The organism is Dactylosporangium siamense (assembly GCF_016862795.1).
Classification (GTDB): Bacteria; Actinomycetota; Actinomycetes; order Mycobacteriales; family Micromonosporaceae; genus Dactylosporangium; species Dactylosporangium siamense.
This window is the reverse complement of the sequence record NZ_BONQ01000139.1, coordinates 54,361-76,379: the sequence shown is the minus strand read 5'-3', so window position 1 is coordinate 76,379 and position 22,019 is coordinate 54,361. Positions and strand designations below refer to the sequence as shown.

General features: G+C 73.1%; 20 protein-coding genes. 9 read left to right on the top strand and 11 right to left on the bottom strand.

Annotated features, from left to right (window positions below):
• Window positions 1-6: 6 nt before the first annotated feature.
• Together Dsi01nite_RS44405 and Dsi01nite_RS44400 are read right to left on the bottom strand one after the other, a co-directional pair.
• Window positions 7-789: a citryl-CoA lyase gene (locus tag Dsi01nite_RS44405; RefSeq protein ID WP_203852474.1), complete on the bottom strand. Its 783-nt coding sequence runs from the start codon at window positions 787-789 to the stop codon at window positions 7-9.
• The gene (locus Dsi01nite_RS44400; RefSeq protein ID WP_239136630.1) at window positions 774-1,904 is read right to left on the bottom strand and encodes a CaiB/BaiF CoA transferase family protein; all 1,131 of its coding nucleotides are present in this window, start codon (window positions 1,902-1,904) and stop codon (window positions 774-776) included. Before Dsi01nite_RS44400 ends, Dsi01nite_RS44405 begins: the two co-directional genes overlap by 16 nt.
• Before the next feature lie 182 nt (window positions 1,905-2,086).
• Here Dsi01nite_RS44400 and Dsi01nite_RS44395 point away from each other — a divergent pair, with 182 nt between their 5' ends.
• The gene (locus Dsi01nite_RS44395) at window positions 2,087-3,502 is read left to right on the top strand and encodes an amidohydrolase family protein (RefSeq protein WP_239136629.1); all 1,416 of its coding nucleotides are present in this window, start codon (window positions 2,087-2,089) and stop codon (window positions 3,500-3,502) included.
• Between the two features lie 93 nt (window positions 3,503-3,595).
• Window positions 3,596-4,081: a hypothetical protein gene (locus Dsi01nite_RS44390; RefSeq protein WP_203852473.1), complete on the top strand. Its 486-nt coding sequence runs from the start codon at window positions 3,596-3,598 to the stop codon at window positions 4,079-4,081.
• 39 nt (window positions 4,082-4,120) lie between these two features.
• On the opposite strand, the gene Dsi01nite_RS44385 is transcribed toward Dsi01nite_RS44390, so the two are convergent.
• Both Dsi01nite_RS44385 and Dsi01nite_RS44380 read right to left on the bottom strand, forming a co-directional pair.
• On the bottom strand, window positions 4,121-4,936 hold the full coding sequence (locus Dsi01nite_RS44385; RefSeq protein WP_203852472.1) for a DUF3626 domain-containing protein: 816 nt from the start codon (window positions 4,934-4,936) through the stop codon (window positions 4,121-4,123).
• Between the two features lie 6 nt (window positions 4,937-4,942).
• On the bottom strand, window positions 4,943-6,661 hold the full coding sequence (locus Dsi01nite_RS44380) for a cation:proton antiporter (RefSeq protein ID WP_203852471.1): 1,719 nt from the start codon (window positions 6,659-6,661) through the stop codon (window positions 4,943-4,945).
• Between the two features lie 61 nt (window positions 6,662-6,722).
• Here Dsi01nite_RS44380 and Dsi01nite_RS44375 point away from each other — a divergent pair, with 61 nt between their 5' ends.
• The 4 genes from Dsi01nite_RS44375 (at window position 6,723) to Dsi01nite_RS44360 (ending at window position 9,406) form a co-directional block, all read left to right on the top strand.
• Window positions 6,723-7,523 carry a HEAT repeat domain-containing protein gene (locus tag Dsi01nite_RS44375; protein WP_203852470.1) on the top strand — a complete coding sequence of 267 codons (801 nt, stop codon included), beginning with the start codon at window positions 6,723-6,725 and terminating at the stop codon, window positions 7,521-7,523.
• Window positions 7,520-8,140, top strand: a complete 621-nt coding sequence (locus Dsi01nite_RS44370; protein WP_203852469.1) for a hypothetical protein — start codon at window positions 7,520-7,522, stop codon at window positions 8,138-8,140. Before Dsi01nite_RS44375 ends, Dsi01nite_RS44370 begins: the two co-directional genes overlap by 4 nt.
• Window positions 8,137-8,376: a hypothetical protein gene (locus Dsi01nite_RS44365; RefSeq protein WP_203852468.1), complete on the top strand. Its 240-nt coding sequence runs from the start codon at window positions 8,137-8,139 to the stop codon at window positions 8,374-8,376. The genes Dsi01nite_RS44370 and Dsi01nite_RS44365 overlap by 4 nt, the downstream gene beginning before the upstream one ends.
• A 142-nt stretch (window positions 8,377-8,518) precedes the next feature.
• Window positions 8,519-9,406 (top strand): haloalkane dehalogenase, encoded by an 888-nt coding sequence (locus Dsi01nite_RS44360; protein WP_203852467.1) that lies wholly within the window; start codon window positions 8,519-8,521, stop codon window positions 9,404-9,406.
• A 49-nt stretch (window positions 9,407-9,455) separates the two neighbouring features.
• Here the strand turns inward: Dsi01nite_RS44360 and Dsi01nite_RS44355 are convergent, their stop codons facing one another.
• Window positions 9,456-10,091, bottom strand: a complete 636-nt coding sequence (locus tag Dsi01nite_RS44355) for an HNH endonuclease family protein (RefSeq protein ID WP_203852466.1) — start codon at window positions 10,089-10,091, stop codon at window positions 9,456-9,458.
• A gap of 285 nt (window positions 10,092-10,376) precedes the next feature.
• Here Dsi01nite_RS44355 and Dsi01nite_RS44350 point away from each other — a divergent pair, with 285 nt between their 5' ends.
• On the top strand, window positions 10,377-10,898 hold the full coding sequence (locus Dsi01nite_RS44350) for an RICIN domain-containing protein (RefSeq protein ID WP_203852465.1): 522 nt from the start codon (window positions 10,377-10,379) through the stop codon (window positions 10,896-10,898).
• A gap of 58 nt (window positions 10,899-10,956) precedes the next feature.
• Here Dsi01nite_RS44350 and Dsi01nite_RS44345 read toward each other — a convergent pair whose 3' ends face one another.
• From Dsi01nite_RS44345 to Dsi01nite_RS44325, 5 genes are all read right to left on the bottom strand, one after another.
• A complete protein-coding gene (locus tag Dsi01nite_RS44345) occupies window positions 10,957-12,381 on the bottom strand; it encodes a class II fumarate hydratase (protein WP_203852464.1) in 1,425 nt (474 codons plus the stop codon).
• Window positions 12,382-12,386: 5 nt separating this feature from the next.
• On the bottom strand, window positions 12,387-14,093 hold the full coding sequence (locus tag Dsi01nite_RS44340) for an NAD-dependent malic enzyme (protein ID WP_203852463.1): 1,707 nt from the start codon (window positions 14,091-14,093) through the stop codon (window positions 12,387-12,389).
• A gap of 76 nt (window positions 14,094-14,169) precedes the next feature.
• On the bottom strand, window positions 14,170-14,886 hold the full coding sequence (locus tag Dsi01nite_RS44335; RefSeq protein ID WP_203852462.1) for a hypothetical protein: 717 nt from the start codon (window positions 14,884-14,886) through the stop codon (window positions 14,170-14,172).
• Window positions 14,887-14,942: 56 nt separating this feature from the next.
• Complete coding sequence (locus Dsi01nite_RS44330) at window positions 14,943-16,685, bottom strand: CocE/NonD family hydrolase (RefSeq protein ID WP_203852461.1); 1,743 nt, start codon at window positions 16,683-16,685, stop codon at window positions 14,943-14,945.
• A 109-nt stretch (window positions 16,686-16,794) separates the two neighbouring features.
• Window positions 16,795-17,373: a TetR/AcrR family transcriptional regulator gene (locus tag Dsi01nite_RS44325; RefSeq protein ID WP_203852460.1), complete on the bottom strand. Its 579-nt coding sequence runs from the start codon at window positions 17,371-17,373 to the stop codon at window positions 16,795-16,797.
• 79 nt (window positions 17,374-17,452) lie between these two features.
• Here Dsi01nite_RS44325 and Dsi01nite_RS44320 point away from each other — a divergent pair, with 79 nt between their 5' ends.
• Window positions 17,453-18,154, top strand: a complete 702-nt coding sequence (locus Dsi01nite_RS44320; protein ID WP_203852459.1) for an SDR family NAD(P)-dependent oxidoreductase — start codon at window positions 17,453-17,455, stop codon at window positions 18,152-18,154.
• A gap of 40 nt (window positions 18,155-18,194) precedes the next feature.
• Complete coding sequence (locus tag Dsi01nite_RS44315; RefSeq protein WP_203852458.1) at window positions 18,195-18,578, top strand: VOC family protein; 384 nt, start codon at window positions 18,195-18,197, stop codon at window positions 18,576-18,578.
• Between the two features lie 2 nt (window positions 18,579-18,580).
• Here Dsi01nite_RS44315 and Dsi01nite_RS44310 read toward each other — a convergent pair whose 3' ends face one another.
• Window positions 18,581-22,018 carry a CHAT domain-containing protein gene (locus Dsi01nite_RS44310; RefSeq protein WP_203852457.1) on the bottom strand — a complete coding sequence of 1,146 codons (3,438 nt, stop codon included), beginning with the start codon at window positions 22,016-22,018 and terminating at the stop codon, window positions 18,581-18,583.
• Between the last annotated feature and the right edge of the window lies 1 nt (window position 22,019).

Here is a 22,019-nt window from a genome sequence, read left to right as displayed (position 1 = left end):
GTCCTTTCACTCGGTGGGGGTGACGTAGCGGGCGTTGCGGTCCACGGTGCGGTAGATCTCCAGGCCGAGGCCGGTGCGGCGCTCCTCGGCGAGGTGGCCGAGGAGCCCGGCGGCGCGGGCCAGCAGCGCGAAGCCGCGCAGCAGCTCGACCGGCAGGCCGAGGTCGGCGAGCGCCGCGCCGCAGACCCCGGCGCCGTTGAGCGGCAGGGTGCGGCCGAGGATCGCCGGGTGGGCCCGGCCGATCGCCTCGAACAGCCGCAGGTGCGGCCCGCGCAGCCCCTCCTCCTCGGCGATGCGGATCAGGACCGGGGTGCGCGGGTCCCGCACCTTGTGCACGGGGTGGCCGAGGCCGGGCACGAGCTTGCCCTCGGCGCGGCGGGCGGTGACCGCGGCGGCCGCCACGGCGTCCCAGTCGTCGGGCTCCCCGTCGACGGCGGCCAAGGTGTCGCGGAGGAACACGGCGCAGTCCTCGGTGACGCCGAGGAACCGGGAGCCGCCGCCGAGCAGCCCCGCGGCGAGGGCGCCCTGCAACGCCTCGGGGGCGCTGGCGTAGGTGAGCCGGGCCGCGATCGCGGTGGGGGTGAAGCCGTGGTCGGCGAGGGCGACCAGGACCGCCTCGAAGACCCGGGTCTCGCCCGGGGTGGGGCGGCGGCCGGCGACGAGCCAGAACGCCAGCTCGCCGAAGCCGACCCGGCCCATCAGGTCCTCGGCCAGGTCCTGGCCGAGCAGCGTGATGCGGTCGGCGTCGGACGTGCCGATGGAGGTGGGGAAGCTCAGCTCTTCAGCCATTGCCGGATCTCCTCGCCGTGCTCGTCCAGGCCGGGCGGCGGCAGCTCGTATCGCGGCGGGGTCGCCGAGAGCGTGATGGGGTTGCGGATGCCGGGCACCGCGCCGGCCTCGACGACCGGTTCGAGGCCGAGGGAGGTCGCCATGGCGACGCCGCCGTCGATGGTGTTGATGGGTGCGCACGGCACGCCGGCGGCCATCAGCTCGGCGAACCACTCGTCCTTGCCCTTGCCCGCCAGCCGCCGCACGAGCAGCGGGCGCAGCGCCTCCCGGTGCGCGGTGCGGTCCTGGTTGCGCTGGAACCGGGGGTCGTCGAGGAGCTCCTCGCAGCCGAGCACGGCGCACAGCTTGCGAAACTGCCCGTCGTTGCCGGCGATGACGATGAGGTCGCCGTCGGCGGTCGGCAGCGGCTCGTAGGGGAACAGGCTCGGATGCGCGTTGCCCATGCGGAACGGCACGGTGCCGCCGGCCACGTAGCCACTGCTGTGGTTGACGAGGCCGGACAGCGCGGAGGACAGCAGGTTGACCTCGACGTGCTGGCCGGCGCCGGTGGCGGTGCGGTGGTGCAGCGCGGCGAGGATGCCGACGCTCGCGTGCATGCCGGCCATGACGTCGAAGACGGAGATCCCGGCCCGGAACGGGGGTCCGTCGGGGTCGCCGGTGAGGCTCATCAGCCCGGAGATCGCCTGCACCATCAGGTCGTAGCCGGGCAGGGCCGCCCCGGTGCCGGCGCCGAAGCCGCTGATGGAGGCGTAGACGACGCCGGGGTTGGCCGCGGCGACGGCGGTGTAGTCGAGGCCGAAGCGGGCCAGGCCGCCGGGCTTGAAGTTCTCGATCATCACGTCGGCGCGGGCGGCGAGGGCCTGCGCGGCGGCGAGGTCGTCGTCCAGGCGCAGGTCGAGGGCGATCGAGCGCTTGTTGCGGTTGATGCCGAGGTAATAGGTGGACACGCCGTCACGGGTCGGCGGCATCCAGGTGCGGGTGTCGTCGCCGCCGGGCCCCTCGACCTTGATCACGTCGGCGCCGAGGTCGGCGAGGAGCATCGTCGCGTACGGCCCCGCGAGGATCCTGGAGAAGTCGGCCACCAGCAACCCGCTCAGCGGTCCGTGAGTTCCCACCAACGACGTATCTCCTGTCCGTTCAGCGGACAATCGTCCGCCACAGCCAGTCTCGGCCCGCTTTCCTGCGCTGTCAACTCCACCTTGACATGCATCGTAAGGGCAGACCACACTTTCGCCACTCGATCCTGTGACCGCTACACGGACGATTGTCCGCGATTGGCGATCCGTACCGACAGGAGATGACAGCGATGACCGCGGTGCTGTTCCGCAACGGTCTGGTTCTCACCATGGACGACGCCCACACGGTGCTCCCCGGCGCCGACGTCCTGGTCGTCGACGAACGCGTCGCCGAGGTCGGTGTCGGCCTCACCGCCCCGCCCGGCGCCGTGGAGATCGACGCCACCGGCGGCATCGTCATGCCCGGGATGATCGACACGCACCGGCACCTGTGGCAGACCGCGATGCGTGGGTACGGCGCCGACTGGACGCTCACCCAGTACTTCGTCTGGTACTACCTGGAGTCCGGCCGGCACTTCCGGCCCGAGGACATCTACGCCGGCAACGTCCTGGGCGCCCTCGAGGCGCTCGACGCCGGCGTCACCACCACCGTCGACTGGTCACACGGCCTGCAGACCCCGCAGCACGCCGACGCGGCCGCCGACGCCCTCGAGTCGGTCCCCGGCAGGTTCGTCCTCGCCTACGGCAACATCCAGCAGGGCCCGTGGGAGTGGGCGACCAGCCCCGAGTTCCGCGACTTCGTGTCCCGGCGCGTCGGCGGCAACGACCTGCTCGGCTTCCAGATGGCGTTCGACGTCACCGGCGACCCCGCCTTCCCGGAGCGCGCCGCCTTCGAGGTCGCCCGCGACCTCGGGGTTCCCGTCACCACGCATGCCGGGGTCTGGGGTGCCACGAACGACGACGGCATCCGCCTCATGCACGAGCACGGCTTCATGACCCCGTCGACCGTCTACGTCCACGCCGCCACGCTGACGCACGACTCGTATCAACGCATCGCCGCGACCGGAGGGTCCGTCTCGGTGTCCACGGAGAGCGAGCAGAGCGCCGGCCAGGGCTACCCGCCCACCTGGCAACTGCGCGACCACGGCATCCCGGTGTCACTGTCGATGGACACCAGCGTCTGGTGGAGCGGCGACCTGTTCTCCGCGATGCGGGCCACCCTCGGCGCCGACCGCTCCCGCGAGCACCTGCAGGCGCACGACCGCGCGGAGACCGTCACCCACGTGCACCTGCGCGCCGAACAGGTGGTCGACTGGGCGACCCGCGGCGGCAGCAGGGCCCTGGGCCTCGACAGCGTCGTCGGCAGCCTCCAGCCCGGGCGCAAGGCCGACGTGGTGCTGCTGAAGAACGACGACTCCCCCGTGATGTTCCCGATCCTCAACCCCTACGGCCACGTCGCGTTCCAGGCGCAGCGCGGCGACGTGCACACCGTGCTCGTCAACGGGCGCATCGTCAAACGGGACCACAAGCTCGTCGGCGCCGACCTCGCCAAGGCCCGCCGGGACGTCGAGCGGACCGTCGAGCACCTGATCGCGACCATGGGTCCGGAGGCCTGGGCGCGCGGGATGAACCCCGACATCCCGGCCACGAAGGTGCTCGACAACCCGTACACCTACACCGAGTGGACCAACGCCTGACGGTCGGTGGCACGTTCCGGGGATTCAAGTGATCACCGGTGTGCCTAACGTTCTGTCCAGCGGCACACCACGACTTCTCTGAGGCGGACCAGCATGAGCGACTACGACGGCGGCGAGCTCGACCCCGGCTACACCGGCGACGAGCAGCCCGACACGTACGGCGGCGACGGCGGCACCGACTACGGCCAGTACGAGACCGGGCAGCAGCACGAGTCCCTCGACCAGCTGCACCAGACGTCCGGCAGCGAGGCCGACGCCAGCAACCAGTTCGCCGTCTACGAGCAGGACCACGCGGCGGCCGAGTCGACCTCGTTCGACCAGGGCCACCACGTCGAGTACACCAACCCGAGCGGCGCGCACTACGAGGAGTCGGACTTCACCTCCTACGACCACAGCGAGGCCGAGACCGACCACGTCTTCGCCGCCGAGGGCAGCGAGTCCTCGCACCAGGCCGAGTTCTCCACCCTCGACGCCCTGCGGGAGCAGCTCGACTCCGCCTTCACCTCGATCACCGGTGGCAGCACCGACGACGGCCCCGCCGGCAGCGGCAACGCCGGCCTGGGCGTCGCCTCCAACTAGGTTGTCAGTGCGGGCCGCTCCCGACCCGGGGGCGGCCTTTCACCCGAACCGGGCCAGGTAGTGCCAGACCCGCTTGAGGTCCTGCTCGTCGTGCCGGCCGCCGCGGGCGGCGTCGCCGATCAGCCGGGGTGTGAGGTGGCCGTCGACGGCGAGCCCGGCGCCGAGTTCGACGAACCGCGCGCCGCGGTAGTCGGGGTGCCGGCGAAGCTCGGCCACGGAGAGCCGGAACCCGGGGTGCCACTCGATCGGGCAGGGCAGCCCACGGGCCGCCGCCTCGACGTCGGTGCCCCGGTAGCTCGGGTCGAGCACGAGGGCCTCGACGTCGCCGTCGAGCCGGACCCCGCCGTGGACCTGCGCCTCGACGTAGTCGTCCAGCGCGTCCCGATCGTCGGCGACGGCGAGCTCGATGAGCGACATCCGATCGGCGACCGCGAAGGCCGTGGGCTCCAGATGGCTGTCGGGGTAGCAGAACGTCGTCCTCGCCAGGACCGCCGCGGTCAGCCGCAGGTGGGCCGATCCGAAGCGGGGGGCCGCGCCGACCTCCTTCCGGCGGAAGTTCAGCCCGCCGTAGACGGGCCTGACGTCCGCGGGGGCGTCGTCATAGGCGCCGCCGAACATCGCGTGTTCCCAGCGCCACCGGTCCCCGCCGGGATGCGCGGTCAGTCCGCCGTTGCTGGTGCCGGTGACGAACTGCGACAGGTACCTCCCGGCGATGGCGAGGCCCCGCAACATGGGCTCGCCACCGGCCATGCGGTCGGGGTGGAAGTTGAGCGTGACCCGAAGGGACGCCTCGGCCGGTGGACCGGCCGACAGCGCCGCGACGTGCCGCAGCGCACGCCGGCCCGAGGGATGCATGCGCGGTCAGTGCGTCTCGGCGGGATCGAGGCCGGAGACCTCGGTGTCGAGCATGTGCTGGACGTGACCGAGGGCGCGCGAGGTGTACGTCCCGGACTCCCGCGCGTCGAGCAGCACGGCCTGCGCCGACTCGAGCAGCAGCCGGTGCAGCTCGCGGCGCTGGTGCGCGGCGCTGGACTCGGTCGGGTCGTGCGGCTGGGTGAGCGCCTGGCCGATGGCGGCGTTCTCCCGGCGGGCGGCCTCCAGGACGTCCGGGTCGAACGGCAGGCCGTTGGACTGCCGCAGGTCCGGATTGTCCAGGACATCCTCACCCTCGGCGGTGATCTCGCCGATGAGCCGGGTCAGCTCGCGCCGGTCGGCCTCGGCGTCGGTGCCGGCGATGCGCAACCGGCGGATCAGCACCGGCAGCGTCGCGCCCTGCCCGAGGAGCGTGACGATCGCGACGGTGAACGCGATGAGGATCAGCTGCGCGCGGTGCGGGACGCTCTCCGGCAGCGACTGCGCCGCCGCGAGGGTGACGACGCCGCGCATCCCGGCCCAGGCGAGCGCCGCACCACCGCGCCAGCCGAGCCCCTCGGTCGTCAGGTACGCGTCGTCGGCCTGCCGCCGCCGCACCAGCGAGGCGAGCCAGCCGGCCCGCGCCGCGCTCTTCGCCGACTCGTGCTGCCGCTCGGTCAGCCGGACCAGGATGCCCTGGAGCCGGTCGGTGCGGGCCAGGGCGCGGCGCTGGTCGCGGCGCAGCAACGCGGTGAGCGGCAACACGAACAGCACCCGCAGCAGCACCAGCGCGGCGGTCACCGCGAGCCCGATGAGCACGGTGCGGGCGACGTCGTCCTCGCCCTCCCGGACGTCCCGCACCACGATGACGATCTGGTATCCCATGAGCAGGAACACGCCGTTGTCCAGCAGGAGCTGCACGGTGCGCCAGTTGGTGCGCTCGCTGATGCGGTCCTGCGCGGTGAAGTGCCGCGCGCTCTGATGCCCGGTGACCAGCCCGGCGACGACGACGGCGAGCACCCCGGAGGCGTGGATCTCCTCCGCCGGGACGAACGCGAGGAACGGCACGATGAACGAGATCGCCGTCGTCAGCACCGGCTCGTCGAGCTTCGCCCGGATCCACACGGTCACGAAGCCGGCCAGCAGACCGATGACCAGCCCGGCGACGACGGCGAACGCGAAGTCGCCGACCACGTCCCACAGCGACACCACCCCGGCCGTCGCGGCCACCGCGGAGCGCAGCATGACCAGCGCGGTCGCGTCGTTGATGAGCCCCTCGCCCTCCAGGACGATGACGAGCCGCGGCGGCAGGCCGAGCCGCTTGCCGATCGAGATCGCCGCGACCGCGTCCGGCGGGCTGACGACCGCGCCGAGCGCGATCGCGGCGGCCAGGCTCAGGTCCGGGATCAGCCAGTGCAGCAGGAACCCGACAGCGAGCGCCGAGATGACGACGAGCAGCACCGACAGGCCACCGATCGCCTTCACGTTGCGCCGGAAGTCGGTGGCGTGCACGTTGACCGCCGCCGAGTACAGGATCGGCGGCAGCACCACCGTGAGGATCAGGTGCGGATCGACGTCCAGATTCGGCACGAACGGCAGATAACTGGCCCCGATCCCGACGACGACCAGCGCGATGGGCACCGCCACACCGACCCGCGGCGCCACTTTCGCCACGGAGACGATGGCGAGGACCGCCGCGATCGCGAGGACACCGTGCTGGAGGTTCATACCGCAGTATTTCGCACGCTCCCCCACCACTGATCACCCGGGTGGGTTCTAGGGTGATCCGATGACCCCCGACCAGTTGCTCCGCCGCGCCGCCGCGCTCGCAGACACCGACGCCGAGGCGCGCTGGGAGATCGTCGTCGAGCTGCACCGCCGCACCGACCGGGAGACGTTCGAGGCGGCCTGCCGGTTCGCCCGCGCCGGCGGCACCGCCGAGCGCGTGCTGGGACTGGACGTCCTCGGCCAGATCGGATTTGCGGTGGATCGTCCGTTTCTGGAGGAGACCCTGCCCGTCCTGACCGCGGCGTGCGCGGACGACCGGCCCGACGTCATCGATGCCGCCGTCACCGCGCTCGGGCACGTCGGCGACCACCGGGCGCTGGCCACGATCCTCGGCCACGCCGGGCACGTCAGCGACGAGGTGCGGTTCGCGGTCGCGGGCACCCTGCCCCGCGTCGCCGGCGACCCGCCGGACCCCCGGGCCGTCGCGGCGCTGATCCGGCTGAGCGCGGATCCCGACCCGGAGGTCCGGGACTGGGCCACGTTCGGGCTCGGCTCCCAGCTGGACGCGGACGGCGAGCAGGTCCGCGCCGCCCTGGCCGCGCGGCTGACCGACGAGGACGGCGACGCCGCCGGTGAGGCCCTGCTCGGCCTGGCCCGCCGTGGCGACCCGCGCGCCCTGGCGCCGCTGCTCGCCTGGCTCGACGACGACCCCGGCAACCTCGTCGTCGAGGCGGCCGGCGTGCTGGGGGCGAGCGAGGCGCTGCCCGCGCTGCTGCGCCTCAAGGAGTCGGGCTGGCAGCTCCGGGACCCCATGCCGTTCGTCCTTGACACCGCGATCCAGGCCTGCTCGGCGGCGGCATGACGGGGCGTGCCGTCCGGTTACGTTCCGTCGACACGAACCCGATCTTCTGGCCCACCCGGCTCACCCCGGCACGCCACGCGACGCCCGCGGAGCGGTTCGCCAAGTGCGCCACGGCCGTGAGCGAGCTGTACACCATCCATCTCGACGCCGGTGCGCCGCTGGTGGCGAAGACGTCGTGGGCGAGATTCGTCCCAGTGGACCGGCCCGGCCCGGCGCGGTTCTCCGGCGAGCCGGCGACCGCCCAGCTGGGCATGGGCGAGGTGCACGACGTCCCGTTCGACCCGGCGGTGCTCGACCTGCCCGACGGGGCACGGCGCCCGGCGATCCTGGACTGGTTGCAGGAGCACCTGCTGCTGCTCGCCGCGGCGCTCGGCTGGGACACCGCGCCCCTCGACGCCGCGTATCGGGCGTGCCGCCGCGACGGGTGCCGGTTCCGGCAGGCCGGCCCGCCGAAGCGCTGGGACGGCGCCGCCGCCACCTGGCGGCCGTGGCCCGACGACGTCACCCCGCCCGGCTACGAATGGTGGTCCGGACAGGTGGAGCGCTTGTCCCGCCGAGAGCTACCATGCCCTCCTCCAGCGATCGCGGGACACAGGCACGAGAGGCGACGGACATGACCGAATCAGTCGAGACCCGGGGCGACCAGCGCGACGAGCTGCTCGCCGTCGACACGAACCAGGACGGGGTCGCCGACGTGCTGGCCATCGACACCGACGGCAACGGCAAGGCGGACCTGTTCCAGCTCGACAGCGACGGTGACGGCGCCGTCAACGTCACCATGGTCGACCTCGACGAGGACGGCGTCATGGACGTCAAGGTCGACGGCGACGGCGGACACCCGCTCCCGAACTGACCGGCCGCTGTTCGACGGCGCCCCGCTCCTGCCGCCGGCGGGGCGCCCGCACCGCGATATGTTGATCTTGCCTGGTGGGGCATGAAGGCCCGTGCCGCGGGCAGCGATGACGCTCGGCTACTCCCAGAGGAGGGGCGAGCACATGATCTCTGCGGCGTTTCCGTACCAGAAGCAGCGCCGGCAGGTTCTCGGCACCGAGATGGCGTACGTCGAGACCGGCGAGGGCGACCCCATCGTGCTGCTGCACGGCAATCCCACCTCGTCGTACCTCTGGCGCAACGTGTTGCCGCACCTGGAGCCGCACGGCCGCTGCATCGCTCCCGACCTGATCGGCATGGGCGATTCCGGCAAGCTGCCCGACCGTGGCCCCGGCTCGTACCGCTTCGTCGAGCACCGCCGCCACCTCGACGCCCTGCTCGAGACCCTGGAGGTGCACGAGCGGGTCACCCTCGTCGTCCACGACTGGGGCTCGGCCCTCGGCTTCGACTGGGCCAATCGTCACCGCGAGGCCGTGAAGGGTATCGCGTACATGGAGGCGATCGTGCGGTCGCAGGCGTGGGACCACTGGGACACGATGGGCATGCGCCCGCTCCTGCGGGCACTGCGCTCCGAGGCCGGCGAAGACCTGGTCCTGCGGGACAACATCTTTGTCGAGCAGGTGCTGCCGCAAGCCATCCTGCGCACCCTCTCCGCCGAGGAGATGGCGGAGTACCGGCGGCCGTTCGCCGAGCCCGGCGAGGGGCGGCGGCCGACCCTGACGTGGCCCCGGGAGATCCCCATCGAGGGCGAGCCGGCCGACGTTACCGCGATCACGGATGCCTACGCGGACTGGCTGGCGACAAGTGCCGTGCCCAAGCTGTTCGTGAAGGCCGAGCCCGGTGCGATCCTCGCCAGCGACTGGTTGCTCGACGTCGTCCGCCGGTGGCCGGCGCAGACCGAGGTGACGGTCGCGGGAATCCACTTCGTCCAGGAGGACTCGCCGGACGAGATCGGGCAGGCCGTCGCCAAGTGGATGGGGACATTGGGCTGACGCGAGCGGCCCGCGGCTCGGCACGACCGAGCCGCGGGCCATCAGGGTCTCAGGAGGAGCAGGTGTTGAGCATGGTCTGCAGCGCGGACTTCTCCGCGGACTGCAGCTTCAACGCCCAGTAGTGCTTCACCGCGACCCACATCTTCGCGTAGGTGCAGCGGTAGGACGACAGCGACGGCTGCCACGTCGACGGGTCCTGGTCGCCCTTGGACTGGTTGACGTTGTCGGTGACCGCGATCAGCTGCGGCCGGGTCAGGTCGTTGGCGAAGCTCTGCCGCTTGGCGGTCGTCCAGGAGCTGGCACCGGAGCGCCACGCCTCGGAGAGCGGCACGACGTGGTCGATGTCGACGTCCGACGCGGCGGTCCAGGTCGCGCCGTCGTACGGGGAGTACCAGCGGCCCGAGGTGGCGGCGCACGAGCTGCTGGTGACCACCGACGTGCCGTCGCGCTTGAGGACCGTCTCGCGGGTGTCGCAGGAACCGCTGATGGTGATCCAGTGCGGGAACAGGTCACGGGAGTAGCCGCTGGAGGAGCCCTCGGTGGCGACGGTCAGTGCGCTGAGCCAGCTCTGCGCCGTCGCCTTCGACGGGATCCCGGTCGGGGCCGCGGTGGCGGGCGCGGTCAGGGCGAGCGCGGCGAGCGCACCGGCCAGCAGCGCGGCGAGCAAACGGGACGGTCGGGTCATTCCTGCTCCGATCAAGACGTGCGGCGATGAAGCGGCGCCGGTACCGGAGCCGCCGCCGACAAATATCGACGATCACCAGTGTCAGGTGCGACGGCCGTGGCGTGAACATCCCGTGGACGTCCTACGACGCAACAGATGCAGCCGTCATCACCGACCGTTCACATCCGAACGGAAGCGGTAGCGGAAATCAGGACCCGGCCGTTTCAGCGGCGTTTCAGGGGTGTGGTGGACCGTCCTCGGTGCACCGCCAGAGCGGCGGTGCGCAACCGAAGGTGGGTACGAGAAGTGATCACGATCGTTCGCCGGGTGCTGCTGGCGCTGGTCCTCGGCGCCGGGTTGGCCATCACGCCGGTCGCGGCGGCGCAGGCCGCCGGGGCACCGGTGTGGAGCTCCTGGGACGTGGCGCACAGCGGGCAGTGCATGGACGTGCCCGACTGGGGCACCAGCAACAAGCTGCAGCTGCAGCAGTCCCCGTGCAACGGCTCCACGGCGCAGCTGTTCAACCTGGAGCCGGTCGGCAACGAGGGGTTCTACCTGATCCGCAACTACAACAGCGGCAAGTGCCTCGACGTGCGGGACCGCAGCAAGTCCAACAACGCGGTCGTCCAGCAGTACACCTGCCACGGCGACACGAACCAGTGGTGGTTCCAGATCGAGATCACCACGGTGCCGGGCTACTACCACTTCGTCAACCGCAACAGCTGGAAGTGCCTGACGGTCCGTGACGGCAGCATCCTGGCCCTCGCCAAGCTCGTCCAGTACGACTGCAACGCCGGCGGCGTGACCACGCACCAGGCGTGGCGCTGACCGCGACCGTGAACGCCCCGGCTCCTACAGCGGAGCCGGGGCGATCGTCTGAGCGGACCTAACCGCCGTGCGTGAGGGCGCGGGGGTCGACGACCCGTTCGAAGAGCTCCTCGCTGACGCCGTTGGCGAGGGCGGCCTGCTTGAGGGTCAGGTCGTGGGCGATGGCGTGGTGCGAGATGACCGCGGCCTTGTCGTAGCCGATGATCGGTGACAGCGCGGTCACCATCATCACCGAGCGTTCCACATTGGACGCCAGCTGCGGCTCGTTCAGTGCGGCGCCCTCGACCATGTACGAGCGGAAGTGCTCGGACATGTCGGCCAGGATCCGCGCCGAGTGCAGGTAGTTGTCGATCAGGATCGGGCGGAAGGCGTTGAGCTCGAAGTTGCCCTCGGCGCCACCCATGGTGACGGCCACGTCCGAGGCGATGACCTGGATGGCGACCATGAGCATGGCCTCGGCCTGGGTCGGGTTGACCTTGCCCGGCATGATCGACGAGCCCGGTTCGTTGGCCGGGAGCAGCAGCTCGTGCAGGCCGGTCCGGGGGCCGGAGCCCAGCCAGCGCAGGTCGTTGGCGATCTTGAACAGGGTCACCGCGAGGGACTTGAGCGCGCCGTGTGCCCGCACCATCCGGTCGAGGGTGCCCTGCGCGGCGAACGGGTTGGGTGCGACCTGGAAGGGGGCGCCGGTCATCGCGGCGATCTCCCTGGCGACCTGCGCGCCGAAGCCGGTGGGGGCGTTGAGCCCGGTCCCGACCGCGGTGCCGCCGATTGCCAGCTGCAGCAGCCCGTGGGTGGCGTGCTCGACCTCGGCGATCGCGTCGTCGAGGGCGGCGTGGTAGCCGGACCATTCCTGGCCGACGGTCAGCGGGGTGGCGTCCTCCAGGTGCGTCCGGCCGATCTTGACCACGTCGTCCCACGTCCGTGCGTGCTGCGCGAGCGCGTCCCGCAGCCGCTTCAGGGCGGGGAGGGTCTTCCGTGTCGTCATCGTGAACGCGGCGACGTGCATGGCCGTGGGGAACGTGTCGTTGCTCGACTGGCCCATGTTGACGTGGTCGTTGGGGTGCACCGGCCGCTGCGAGCCGAGCGTGCCGTCGACCAGTTGGATGCAGCGGTTGGAGATGACCTCGTTGACGTTCATGTTGGACTGCGTCCCCGAGCCGGTCTGCCAGACGTAGAGTGGGAACTCCTCGTCCAGGGCCCCGGCGGCGACCTCGTCGCACACCCGCTGGATCAGGCGCCCCTTCCACTCGGGCAGCCGGCCGGCGTCGGTGTTGACGACGGCCGCCGCCTTCTTCACGATGCCGTAGGCGTGGTACACCTCCTTCGGCATCCGGTCGTCGCCGATGTTGAAGTGTTCGAGGCTGCGCTGGGTCTGGGCGCCCCAGTAGTGATCGGCGGGCACGTCGACGTCGCCGAGGCTGTCGAACTCGCGGCGGGTCCCGGTGGCGGCGAGGCCGATGGGGATGTCGTGGACGGTGGCCATGCGCGTCACCCGGCCCGGACCGGCCGGTACTCCGGCTGCCACATCGCGTCCTGGACCTGCTGGATCGGGTCCTTGAGCGGGGCCTGGGCGAGGTTCTCCTCCGCAGCCCGCTTCGCGACCGCGACGGCGACGGTCGCCGACACCTGCCGGAGGTTCTCCACCTGCGGCAGCAGCGACGCGCCCGGGGTGTTCACGGAGACCAGGCCGGCCACCGCGTCGGCGGCCGCGGCGAACATCCCGTCGCTGATCCGTTTGGCCCGGGCCACCACCGCGCCGAGGCCCAGCCCCGGGTACAGCAGGGCGTTGTTGGCCTGGCCGATCGCATACGTGACACCCTTGTACGTCACGGGCGGGACGGGAATGCCGGTGCTGATGAGCCCGCGGCCGCCGGTCCACGCGATCAGGTCGCCGGGCATCGCCTCGATGCGCTCGGTCGGGTTGGACAGCGGGAAGATGATCGGCCGGTCGACGTGCCGGGCCATCTCCTTCACGATCGCCTCGGTGAACGCGCGGTGCACGGTCGAGGTGCCGATGAGCATGGTCGGCCGCACGTTGGCGACGACCTCGGCGAGCCCGATCCCGCCGGTGCCGGCCCAGTCCCTGGCCTCCGCCGCGGGCCGGGCGTAGGGGTTCTGGAAGTCCCGCAGGGCGGTCATGTCGTCGGTGAGCAGGCCCTGCCGGTCGACGCACCAGATCCGGCGGGTGGCGTCGCCCCGCTCGAGGCCGTCGCGGACCATCGCGTCGCGCAGCTGGTCGGCGATGCCGACCCCGGCGGTGCCGGCGCCGAAGATCACGATCCGCTGGTCGCGCATCCGGGTGCCGGCCACCCGGGCGGCGCTGAGGGTCGCGGCGAGCACGATCGCGCCGGTGCCCTGCATGTCGTCGTTGAAGGTGCAGATCCGGTCGCGGTACCGCTCCAGGATCCGCCGGCCGTTGCTCGGGCCGAAGTCCTCCCAGTGCAGCAGCGCGCGGGGGAACAGCTTCGTCGCGGTCCGCACGTAGGCGTCGATGAAGTCGTCGTAGCGCTGACCCCGGACGCGGGAGTGCCGGTTGCCGACATAGTCCGGGTCGTTGAGCAGCGCCTCGTTGTTGGTGCCGACGTCCAGCGACACCGGAATCACCCGGCCCGGGTCGATCCCGGCGGCGGCGGTGTAGACGGCGAGCTTGCCGACCGCGATGCCGATCCCGCCGGCGCCCCAGTCGCCGATGCCCAGGATCTCCTCGGCGTCGGAGGCGACGATCAGGTCCACGTCGCCGGCGCCCAGCCCCAGGTCCTGAAACGCCGCCTCGATCCGGTCGGGCTCGGCGATCGACAGGTACACCCCGCGCGGGCGGCGGTATTCGTGGCTGTACCGCTTGATCGCCTCACCGACCGTCGGGTCGTAGACGACCGGCAGCATCTCGCGCAGGTGCTCGGTCAGCAGCCGGTAGAACAGCACCTCGTCGTTGTCCTGCAGCATCGCCAGGAAGACGTTCTTCAGCAGGTCGGTCGGCTGCTCGTGATACTGCTCGTACGCCCGCCTGACCCGGTCCTCCAGGGTCTGCACCGCCGCCGGCAGCAGCCCCTCCAGGCCCAGCTCCGCGCGTTCCTGCCGGGTGAACGCCGTGTTCTTGTTCAGCAGCGGCGTGTCGAGCACCTCCACGCCGCGGGCCGAGGTCACGCTCGATCCGTCCTCGACCCAGAACCTTCGTTTCGCCGCGACAGCAGTCATGAGCACGTCCTCCGTTCGACGGGCACGGCCTCTGGTTCGCCACGTTCCGCCGGAGGGCCTACCCGTTGCCGCCGGCTTACACCTCGTCGGGCCAGATCGGCTCCAGACCGCCCGGCGTGCGGTGGAACAGGAACGGCCGCAGCGGGGCGGCGCCGTCCAGGGCGCGGTGCAGGGCGGCCGGGTTGCCGCCGGCGACGGCCAGGAACGGCTGGGTGGTGAGCATCCGGCGCAGGTCGGAGATCTGCCACTGGGCGCCGAGCAGGGTCCGGATCCGGCCCAGCGTGGCGACGGCACCGTCGGGCACCCGGTCCACGTAGACGTCGGCACTGGTCGGCAGGTCCCACGGCGCGGTCCGGCCGCTGTGCCGGCAACCCAGCCGGTGCACGACCGGATCCGGCGTGCCGAGCGCGCACCACCAGGTCAGGTCCAACGACGCGGCTTCCAGCGGAGCCGGGTCGACGGCAGGCGCCGGGCCGCTGGCGGCGACGGCGGCGACCTCTTCGGGCAGCCTGACATCATGCGCCTCGACGTAGTGCGCGAGGCCCTCCGGCCACACGAAGTGCGTGCCGTCGGTGAGCTCGGCGCTGCCGTTGGCGATGCCGCACAGCCGGCACCGCGACATGCCCGCCGCGACGGCGAGGACGGTGCCGGAGCGCAGGTAGGCCGCGACCGTGCGCTGGACGGCCGGGTCGGCGTCGGTGGCGACGAAGCCGCAGACGTCGGGCAGGCCGGCGGGCGCCGCGGGACCGTCCCAGTAGCCGATGACCTTGAGCACCATGAGCACCTCCAGCAACGGCGGCCACGGTACCAAGCCACGCCGCCCGACGGCTCCGCCCGCCCGAGCCGTGACTACCCCGTCTGGACCGGCAGCCGCAGGTAGGAGGCGTGCTCGCCGCCGGTGTGGATGACGTGCCGGCCGCTGTTGGCCGGGGTGTACTCGACCAGCCTGGGCATCATCGGCCCGAGCAGGTTCCGGCCGCTGACGACGAGGCGGAGCTGCTCGCCGGGGTGGAAGACGAGCCCGACCGGCAGCAGGTCGACCTCCACGTCGACGATCTCACCCGGGGCGAGCTTCTCGACCCGGTCGAAGCTGTGCGCCGGCACGTCGGCGGTGGACAGCTGCTCGTCGAGGTGGCGCAGCGAGACCCGCAGGCGTCCGTCGGATCCCTTGTACCGCAGGATCGTGGCGCCGCGCTCGGTGAGGTCCTGCACCATCGGGCCCTGGTTGGGGGTGGTGAACGCCTGCAGCGGGGTGCCGTGCGCGTCGAGCTTCTGGACGAGGACGAACAGGTCCATGTCGTCGGCGCCGTGCGCCTCGACCCACAGGTGCGCCTTCGGGTAGCCGACGAGGACGGTCTCCCGGTCGAACCGGACGACGAAGGAGACCACATCCGGGTTGGCGCCGACGTCGTAGGCGGCCGGCACCGCGTCCGCCGGCACCGTCGTGGTCAGGGCGCGCGAGCGGCCGTCGAGGTAGTAGTTCGTCGGGGTGACGTCGGCCGGCGGGAACTCGCCCGCGGCGACGCCGACCCGGTCACCGCCGCGCAGGTCCAGCACGCTGTACCGGACGCGCGGCGTGTGCTCCCAGCCGTTGTCCTCGTCCTTGAGGTAGTGGTCGAAGAACCGCCGCAGGTCCTCCACGTTGGCCTCGTCGTAGTAGTCCGGCCACTCCTGCGTGTTGTGCACCCGCAGCCACTTCTCCGCCGACGCCATCCGCCGCCAGGCACGGAACGTCCCGGCGGTGTGCAGGGTGTTGGAGTAGCTGGCCACCACGTAGGCCGGCACCGTGATCCGGTCGAAGTCCGGGATCTTGTCCTGCCACAGGTCGGTCATCAGCGGATACCGCTCAGCCTCCGCGACGATGTCCTCCTTGCGCCCGAGCCCCCAGAAGCTGAAGTCCCGCAGCTGACGGGCGAACCCGGTGTCCGGCATGCCACCGCGCAGCACCAGGTCGCGGTACACGTCGCTGACGCCCTCCCACGGGTTGATCGCGGCCAGGTGCGGCGGCTGCTCGGCCGCGGTGAACCACTGCGACACCGCGAGATAGGACGTGCCGCTCATCGCGACCTTGCCGGTGCACCACTCCTGCCCGGCCAGCCACTCGATCAGGTCGTAGCAGTCCAGGCCCTCCTGGCGGTCCCACAGGACGCTGTCGCCCTCGGAGCTGGCCACGCCCCGCACGTCGGGGTTGCAGATCGCGTAGCCCCGCGCGCACCAGTACGCCGGGTCAGGGGCCTCGAACTTCGCCAGCCCGGAGAGGATCCCGTTGTCGAGGCCGACCAGCCCGAACACGCCCATCACGCTGGTCGAGGTGCCCTGGCCCTTGCCGTACGGGCTCCACGCGACAATCACGGGCACCGGGTCCGTGCCGGCGGGGCGCAGCACGTCGACGTAGATCGTGACGCCGTCACGCAAGGTCACGGCGACGTCCTTCTCCAGGACGATGTCGACCGGGATCGGCCGGAACGGCGGCGCGATCTGGAAGCCCGCCGGCAGGGTCCGGGTTCCCGGTTCGAAGTCACTCAGGATGCCGTACCGGTCACCGGGCCGCAGCGGCTGGGACGGCAGGTAGATCCTCTGGTCATCGCTCATTGGCGCACTCCTTGCTCGGTACGGCCGCGCGGCGGTGCCGTTCGTGCAGCTCAGCACGCCCGTCTCGAAGCAATATAAACACGTGTTGAGATTTTCGGAAGGGCGGTGCCTAGCGCGGGTGCAGGCCGTCGATGAAGAACCGGGTCCGGCGGTCGTAGTCCTCGCGCGACGGCGTCCGCAGCGCGCGGAGGGCGAGCCCGTTGGCGACGTCGGCGTAGTACAGGTCGCCGGCGGTGAAGTCCTCGCGCAGCACGCCCGCGTCGTGGCCGCGCCGCAGCAGCCGTTCGGTCATGTCGGTGGCGGCCGTGGCGAGCGCGACGAGCTGCGCGGAGTTCGGGTAGAGCATCAGCAGCGCGTCGGTGAAGGCGGGCTCGCGGAACTGCAGGTCGCGCCGGTCGCCGACGTAGGTGGCGACGGCCTGCCAGGGGTCGTCGACCCAGCGGGCCCGGTCCATGATCGCGTGCAGCTCGGCGGCGACGAGCTCGCCGATCACGGCGTCGATGAGCCCGTCCCGCCCGCCGAAGCGGTTGTACACGGTGGCCTTGCTGACCCCGGCCGCCGCGGCGATCTCCTCCAGCGGCGTGCCCAGCCCACGTCCGCGGAACGCGGCGATGGCGGCGGCGCGGATCTGGGTGACGTTGCGGGCGGCGTCGGCCCGCAGGGGCACCCCCGGCGTGCTGGAGTTCACGCACCTCACGATAGCAACTTGACGGCACCGTCAACTTGACCCTAGCGTCAAGTTATCCATCGTTGAAGGAGCTGTCGCCGTGTCCAAGTCGATCGTCGTGCTCGGGGCCGGCCCGGGCCTGGGCCAAGCCGTCGCCCACCGGCACGCGCGCGAGGGCTGGACCGTCGCCCTCGTGGCCCGCCGCCAGGAGCCGCTCGACCGGCTCGCCGCCCAGCTGACCGGCGCCGGGGCGCGGGCGCACGTGATCGTCGCCGACCTCGCCGACACCGGCGGCGTCCCGGAGCTGGCCGGACGCATCCGCGCCGCGGTCGGCGACCCGGACGTGCTCTACTACGGCGCCGCCGCCGACGGGTTCGTCCCGGTGCTCGACCTGACCCCGCGGCACGCGCTGGACCTCCTGCCGCTCGGCCTGTCCACGCTGCTCGCGCTGACCGGCGAGTTCCTGCCGGCCATGCTCACCCGGGGCAGCGGCGCGATCCTGAGCGCGCAGGGAGCCAGCGCCCTGCACGGCAATCCGCACATCGCCGGCGGCGTCATCCTGGCCGCGCAGCGCAACTACCTCCAGGCACTGCACGCCGCGGTCGCCGGCCGGGGTGTCTTCGTCGGCGGGCTCTACGTCGGCGCCGCGATCGAGCACACGCCGTTCCACGCGCGGCTGGAGGCGTCCAGGGCCGCCGGCGAACCCGTCCCCGACATCCCCACGGTCGACCCCGCCCACCTCGCCGACCTGCTCTGGAGCATGCACGACACGGCCGGCCCGCCGGAGGTCACCTATCCGTAACTCGGTGGCGGGCCCGCCACCGGCGGAGCAGGATCTGACCGTGACACATCGCAGCAGACTCTCGACGATCCTCATCGACGTGCCGACCGGCGAGGCGCCCGAGGCCGCGGCGTTCTGGTCCGGCGCGCTCGGCGTGCCGGCGACCCCGGTCCCCGGCGAGGAGCAGTTCACCGGGCTGCGCGGCGCGCTGCCGGAGCTGGTCATGGGGGTGCAGGCCGTCGACGACCAGCCCCGGTATCACCTCGACTTCGAAACCGACGACGTCGAGGCCGAGACGGCGCGGCTCGTGGCGCTCGGCGCCGTCGAGATCGGCCGCTGGCTGGAATGCCACCACCTGCGGGCGCCGGGCGGGCACCTCATGTGCGTCATCCCGCTGCACAGCGACCCGGAGGTCTTCCAGCGCCTCGCGCGCGTGTGGCAGTAGCCTCACGGTCCACTGTGGATCAGCGGGGCCCAGAGGTCGGGGCGGTCCGGGTTCGCCGCGCGCAGCTGCCGGGTGACCCGGTGCAGGACCGTGGCAGCGCCGTCGGCGACCGGCGCGTCCGGCAGCCCGCGGTAGAAGGCGCGGGCGGCCTTCAGGGCGGTGCCGTCGTCGAGCGGCCACAGCGACGCCACCACGTGCCGGAAGCCGGCGAGCTGGAAGGCGGACGCGAGGTGCAGCACCTCGTCGGCGTATCGCAGGCCGTGGTTGGCGGTCGAGCAGGCGGACAGGTATGCCAGCTCCGCCTCGGCCAGCCGTAGCCCGCCGACCTCCGGCAGGCGCAGCGTCCGGTCGAACAGCCGCAGCCCGCTGCCGGCCTGCGACACCGGGTCGAGCACGCCGTGGCAGGCGAAGTGCGCCCAGGTGGCGGCCTCGATGGCCGGCACCACCCGGCCGGCGGTGGCCCGCTCCCCGGTGAGCACCGTGCCGCCCAGCGCGGCGGCCTCGCGGGCGGCCGCCGGCAGGTCGGCGAGGCCCGGTGTGTGCGGCAACGCCACGGTGAGGTGCTCGCGCCGGGTCGTGGCCGGCCGGGCGCGGGCCGCTCGCAGGGCCCGCAGGGACGGCACGTAGGAGGAGACCAGCACGTCGGGGGCGGCACCGGCGGCGTGCAGCGGCAGCAGGCCGAGCGGGCCGGTCGGCAGCCACCACACCCGGCACGGCGCCGCCTCCGTCGCGGGCAGCGCGGCGAGCACCGGACCCACGACCGCCTCGTCCAGCCAGTTCAGGACGTCGCGGACCAGCCGGGCCGGGGACGCCCGGCGCTCGAACGCGCCGAGGAGCCGCGACACGCGGGCGTCGACGTCGGACAGTCGCAGGGCGGGCAGCTCGACCTGCCACGGCGGGGCGTCGGGCGGCACGATGACCGCGTCGCCGCGGTGCCGGCTCGGGTTGACCAGCACCGCGTAGCCACCTTCCACGGCGGGGCGCAGGTCCGCGAGGCGGGGCGCGGCCAGGAACCCCTCCAGACCCGGCACCCGCCGGATCTCGGCGAGCAGCGCGTCGTGGTCGGCCCACCACCGCCGCCGCTCGTCGGCCGGGAAGTCCGGCGCGTTGAGCCGCTCGCACACCCAGGCGAACCGGGCCGCGAGGTGTGGCCCGCGTTCGGCCAGTCCAGGGTCGACGCGGGTGGTCGCCTGGCTCGCGAGCAGCACGCCCCGCCCGAGTTCGGCGACCTCGACCGCCCCGGCCGGGTCACCCGCCGCGCAGTGCGCCGCCACGGCGTCGCCGACGAGACCGGCCTGCCGGCCGAGCCGGTGCTGCTGGTCGGCCCAGCCGGCCTCCCGCGGCGCCGCGGACGGCAGCAGCGCCACCGCCCGGTCCAGCAGCCGCACGGCCAGCGGCGCGTCGCCGGCCGCGAGCGCGAGCGAGCCGGCGGCGTGGTCGGCGGCCAGGCGGTCCAGCGGCGCCGAGCCCAGCGCGCCGGTGTCGCCGGCCGCCAGGTCGCGGAGCCGGTCCGGGTCCACCAGCCCGGCGTCGCGTTCGAGGTGGGCGGCGCAGACGGTGGCGATGAACCGGGCGCGGCCGGGGTGCCCGGCCGGGGCGGTCGCCAGCGCCAGCTCGCCGAGGTGGACCGCCTCGTCCGCGTCGCCGGGCGCGCCGCCGCGCCGGAACCGGTCCAGCCGCAGCTCGGCGAGCAGCGACAGCCGGCCGGGCCGCTCCGCGTGATCGGCGGGGGTGCCGGCCACGGCCCGCGTGGCCACCTCGACCGCCCGGTCCAGGTCACTCCCACGGTCCAGGTCGCCCTCGCGGTCCAGGTCGCTCCCACGGCCCGGGTCGCCCTCACGGCCCGGGTCGTCCTCACGGTCCAGGTGACGCTCACGGTCGCGGCGCCAGTATGCCGTCGCGAGCCGCACCTGTCGCGCGGCCAGCCCGACGTCGGTGCCGGCCACCGCCCGCTCGCCGAGCGCGATCGCCCGGTCGAGATCGGCGAGGTCTCCGGTGACGCCGTGCCGCTGCCGGTAGGCGTCGCCCAGGGTGGACAGCCACGGCGGTGGTCCGCCGGCCGCGAGCACCGGCCCGGCCAGGTCGATGGCGCGGGCCAGGTCGGCGAGCACGCCGGTGTGGGCATGCCGGGTCAGGTGGACGGCCGCGACCTCCATGGTCACCGCGGCCCGGTCGGGATGGCCGGGCGGGACCGCGGCGAGCACCCAGCCGGCCAGCGTCACCGCCCGGTCCAGGTCGGCGTCGCCGCCGGTGCTGAGGTGGCGCTGATGGAGCGCACCGGCAAGGCCCCGCAGGAGCCCCGGGCGGGCGCGGTCGTCGTCGGGCAGCGTCGCCAGCGCCTGCTCGTAGAGGTCGACGGCGGCCCGCACGTCCTGCGGCGACCGGCTGTGCTCGTGCCGCTTGAGCAGGACCGACGCGGCCGCCGCCAGGTGAGCGCCACGGTCCGGGTGGTCGGGCGGCAGCGCGGACAGGGCCCGCTCGCTGAGGTCGGCCGCGCGGCACAGGTCCGGCCAGGCGCCGGTCCGCTCGTACCGCAGCAGCAGCGCGCCGCCGAGGCTGACCAGCAGCGCCGCGCCCGGCTGGTCGCCGGCGCACTGGACGGCCTGGTCGGCCAGTGCCACGGCCCGCTCGATGTGCGCGGGGTCGCCCGTCTGCTCGTACCGCTGCCGGCAGGCCCCGGCCAGCTCGGCCAGCGCGGTCACGTCGGCCCCGGTGACCGCCAGCCGCCGCTCCAGCAGGGCGACGGCCCGCCGCAGGTCGCCGGCCCGGCCGCGGAGACGGTGGCGGCACCGGTAGGCGGCGGCCAGGTGCGCCCACGCCGCCGGGGCCGGCTCGCCGCGCCCGTCGGCGATGTCGGCCGCCTCCTCACCGGCGGCGACCGCGGCGTCGAGGTCGGCCGCGGCGCCGTCCCGTTCGTGCCGGCGGCGCAGCGCCAGGCAGAGGTGCGACAGCCGGACGCCGCGGCGCGGGTCCCGCCGCGGCACCGCCCGCACCGCCGGGGTCATCAGCAGGATCGCCGCGTCCAGCACGGCCGGGTCGGGCAGCCGCGCCGAGGCCGCCAGCAGCGCATCCGCCGCCTCCGCCTGGGCGTCGGGGTCGGTGAACCGCCCGACCAGCGGGTGCAGCTCGGGCGGCACCGCGTGGTGGTCGTCCGCGACGGCCTCCAGGCACACCAGCGCCCGGGCCAGCTCGGCTTGGCGTCGATCGCCGGCCGATTCCCGGTGCCGCCAGTAGTGCAGCCGGCCCAGCGCGCGGCACGCCCGGAGAAACAGCGCCTCCAGCGCCGGCGGGGCGGTGTCCAGGTCGACGCCGCGCACCGCCCGCCACAGCGCCGCCGCGTCCCGCCCCGCGGTGGCGTCGAGGATCGCGGCCGGGTCGCCGGACCACCGGTATTCCTCGACCCAGGCGGAGACCCGCTCGGTGAGCTCCTCCGTGGACACC

Excerpts from the sequence above, each read along its gene's own strand:
- Dsi01nite_RS44365 (WP_203852468.1), top strand. The coding sequence starts at position 8,137 with ATGACCGAATCAGTCGAGACCCGGGGCGACCAGCGCGACGAGCTGCTC.
- Dsi01nite_RS44370 (WP_203852469.1), top strand. The coding sequence starts at position 7,520 with ATGACGGGGCGTGCCGTCCGGTTACGTTCCGTCGACACGAACCCGATC.
- Dsi01nite_RS44385 (WP_203852472.1), bottom strand. The coding sequence starts at position 4,936 with ATGCATCCCTCGGGCCGGCGTGCGCTGCGGCACGTCGCGGCGCTGTCG.
- Dsi01nite_RS44340 (WP_203852463.1), bottom strand. The coding sequence starts at position 14,093 with ATGACTGCTGTCGCGGCGAAACGAAGGTTCTGGGTCGAGGACGGATCG.
- Dsi01nite_RS44375 (WP_203852470.1), top strand. The coding sequence starts at position 6,723 with ATGACCCCCGACCAGTTGCTCCGCCGCGCCGCCGCGCTCGCAGACACC.
- Dsi01nite_RS44355 (WP_203852466.1), bottom strand. The coding sequence starts at position 10,091 with ATGACCCGACCGTCCCGTTTGCTCGCCGCGCTGCTGGCCGGTGCGCTC.
- Dsi01nite_RS44380 (WP_203852471.1), bottom strand. The coding sequence starts at position 6,661 with ATGAACCTCCAGCACGGTGTCCTCGCGATCGCGGCGGTCCTCGCCATC.
- Dsi01nite_RS44395 (WP_239136629.1), top strand. The coding sequence starts at position 2,087 with ATGACAGCGATGACCGCGGTGCTGTTCCGCAACGGTCTGGTTCTCACC.
- Dsi01nite_RS44330 (WP_203852461.1), bottom strand. The coding sequence starts at position 16,685 with ATGAGCGATGACCAGAGGATCTACCTGCCGTCCCAGCCGCTGCGGCCC.
- Dsi01nite_RS44390 (WP_203852473.1), top strand. The coding sequence starts at position 3,596 with ATGAGCGACTACGACGGCGGCGAGCTCGACCCCGGCTACACCGGCGAC.
- Dsi01nite_RS44345 (WP_203852464.1), bottom strand. The coding sequence starts at position 12,381 with ATGGCCACCGTCCACGACATCCCCATCGGCCTCGCCGCCACCGGGACC.
- Dsi01nite_RS44405 (WP_203852474.1), bottom strand. The coding sequence starts at position 789 with ATGGCTGAAGAGCTGAGCTTCCCCACCTCCATCGGCACGTCCGACGCC.
- Dsi01nite_RS44360 (WP_203852467.1), top strand. The coding sequence starts at position 8,519 with ATGATCTCTGCGGCGTTTCCGTACCAGAAGCAGCGCCGGCAGGTTCTC.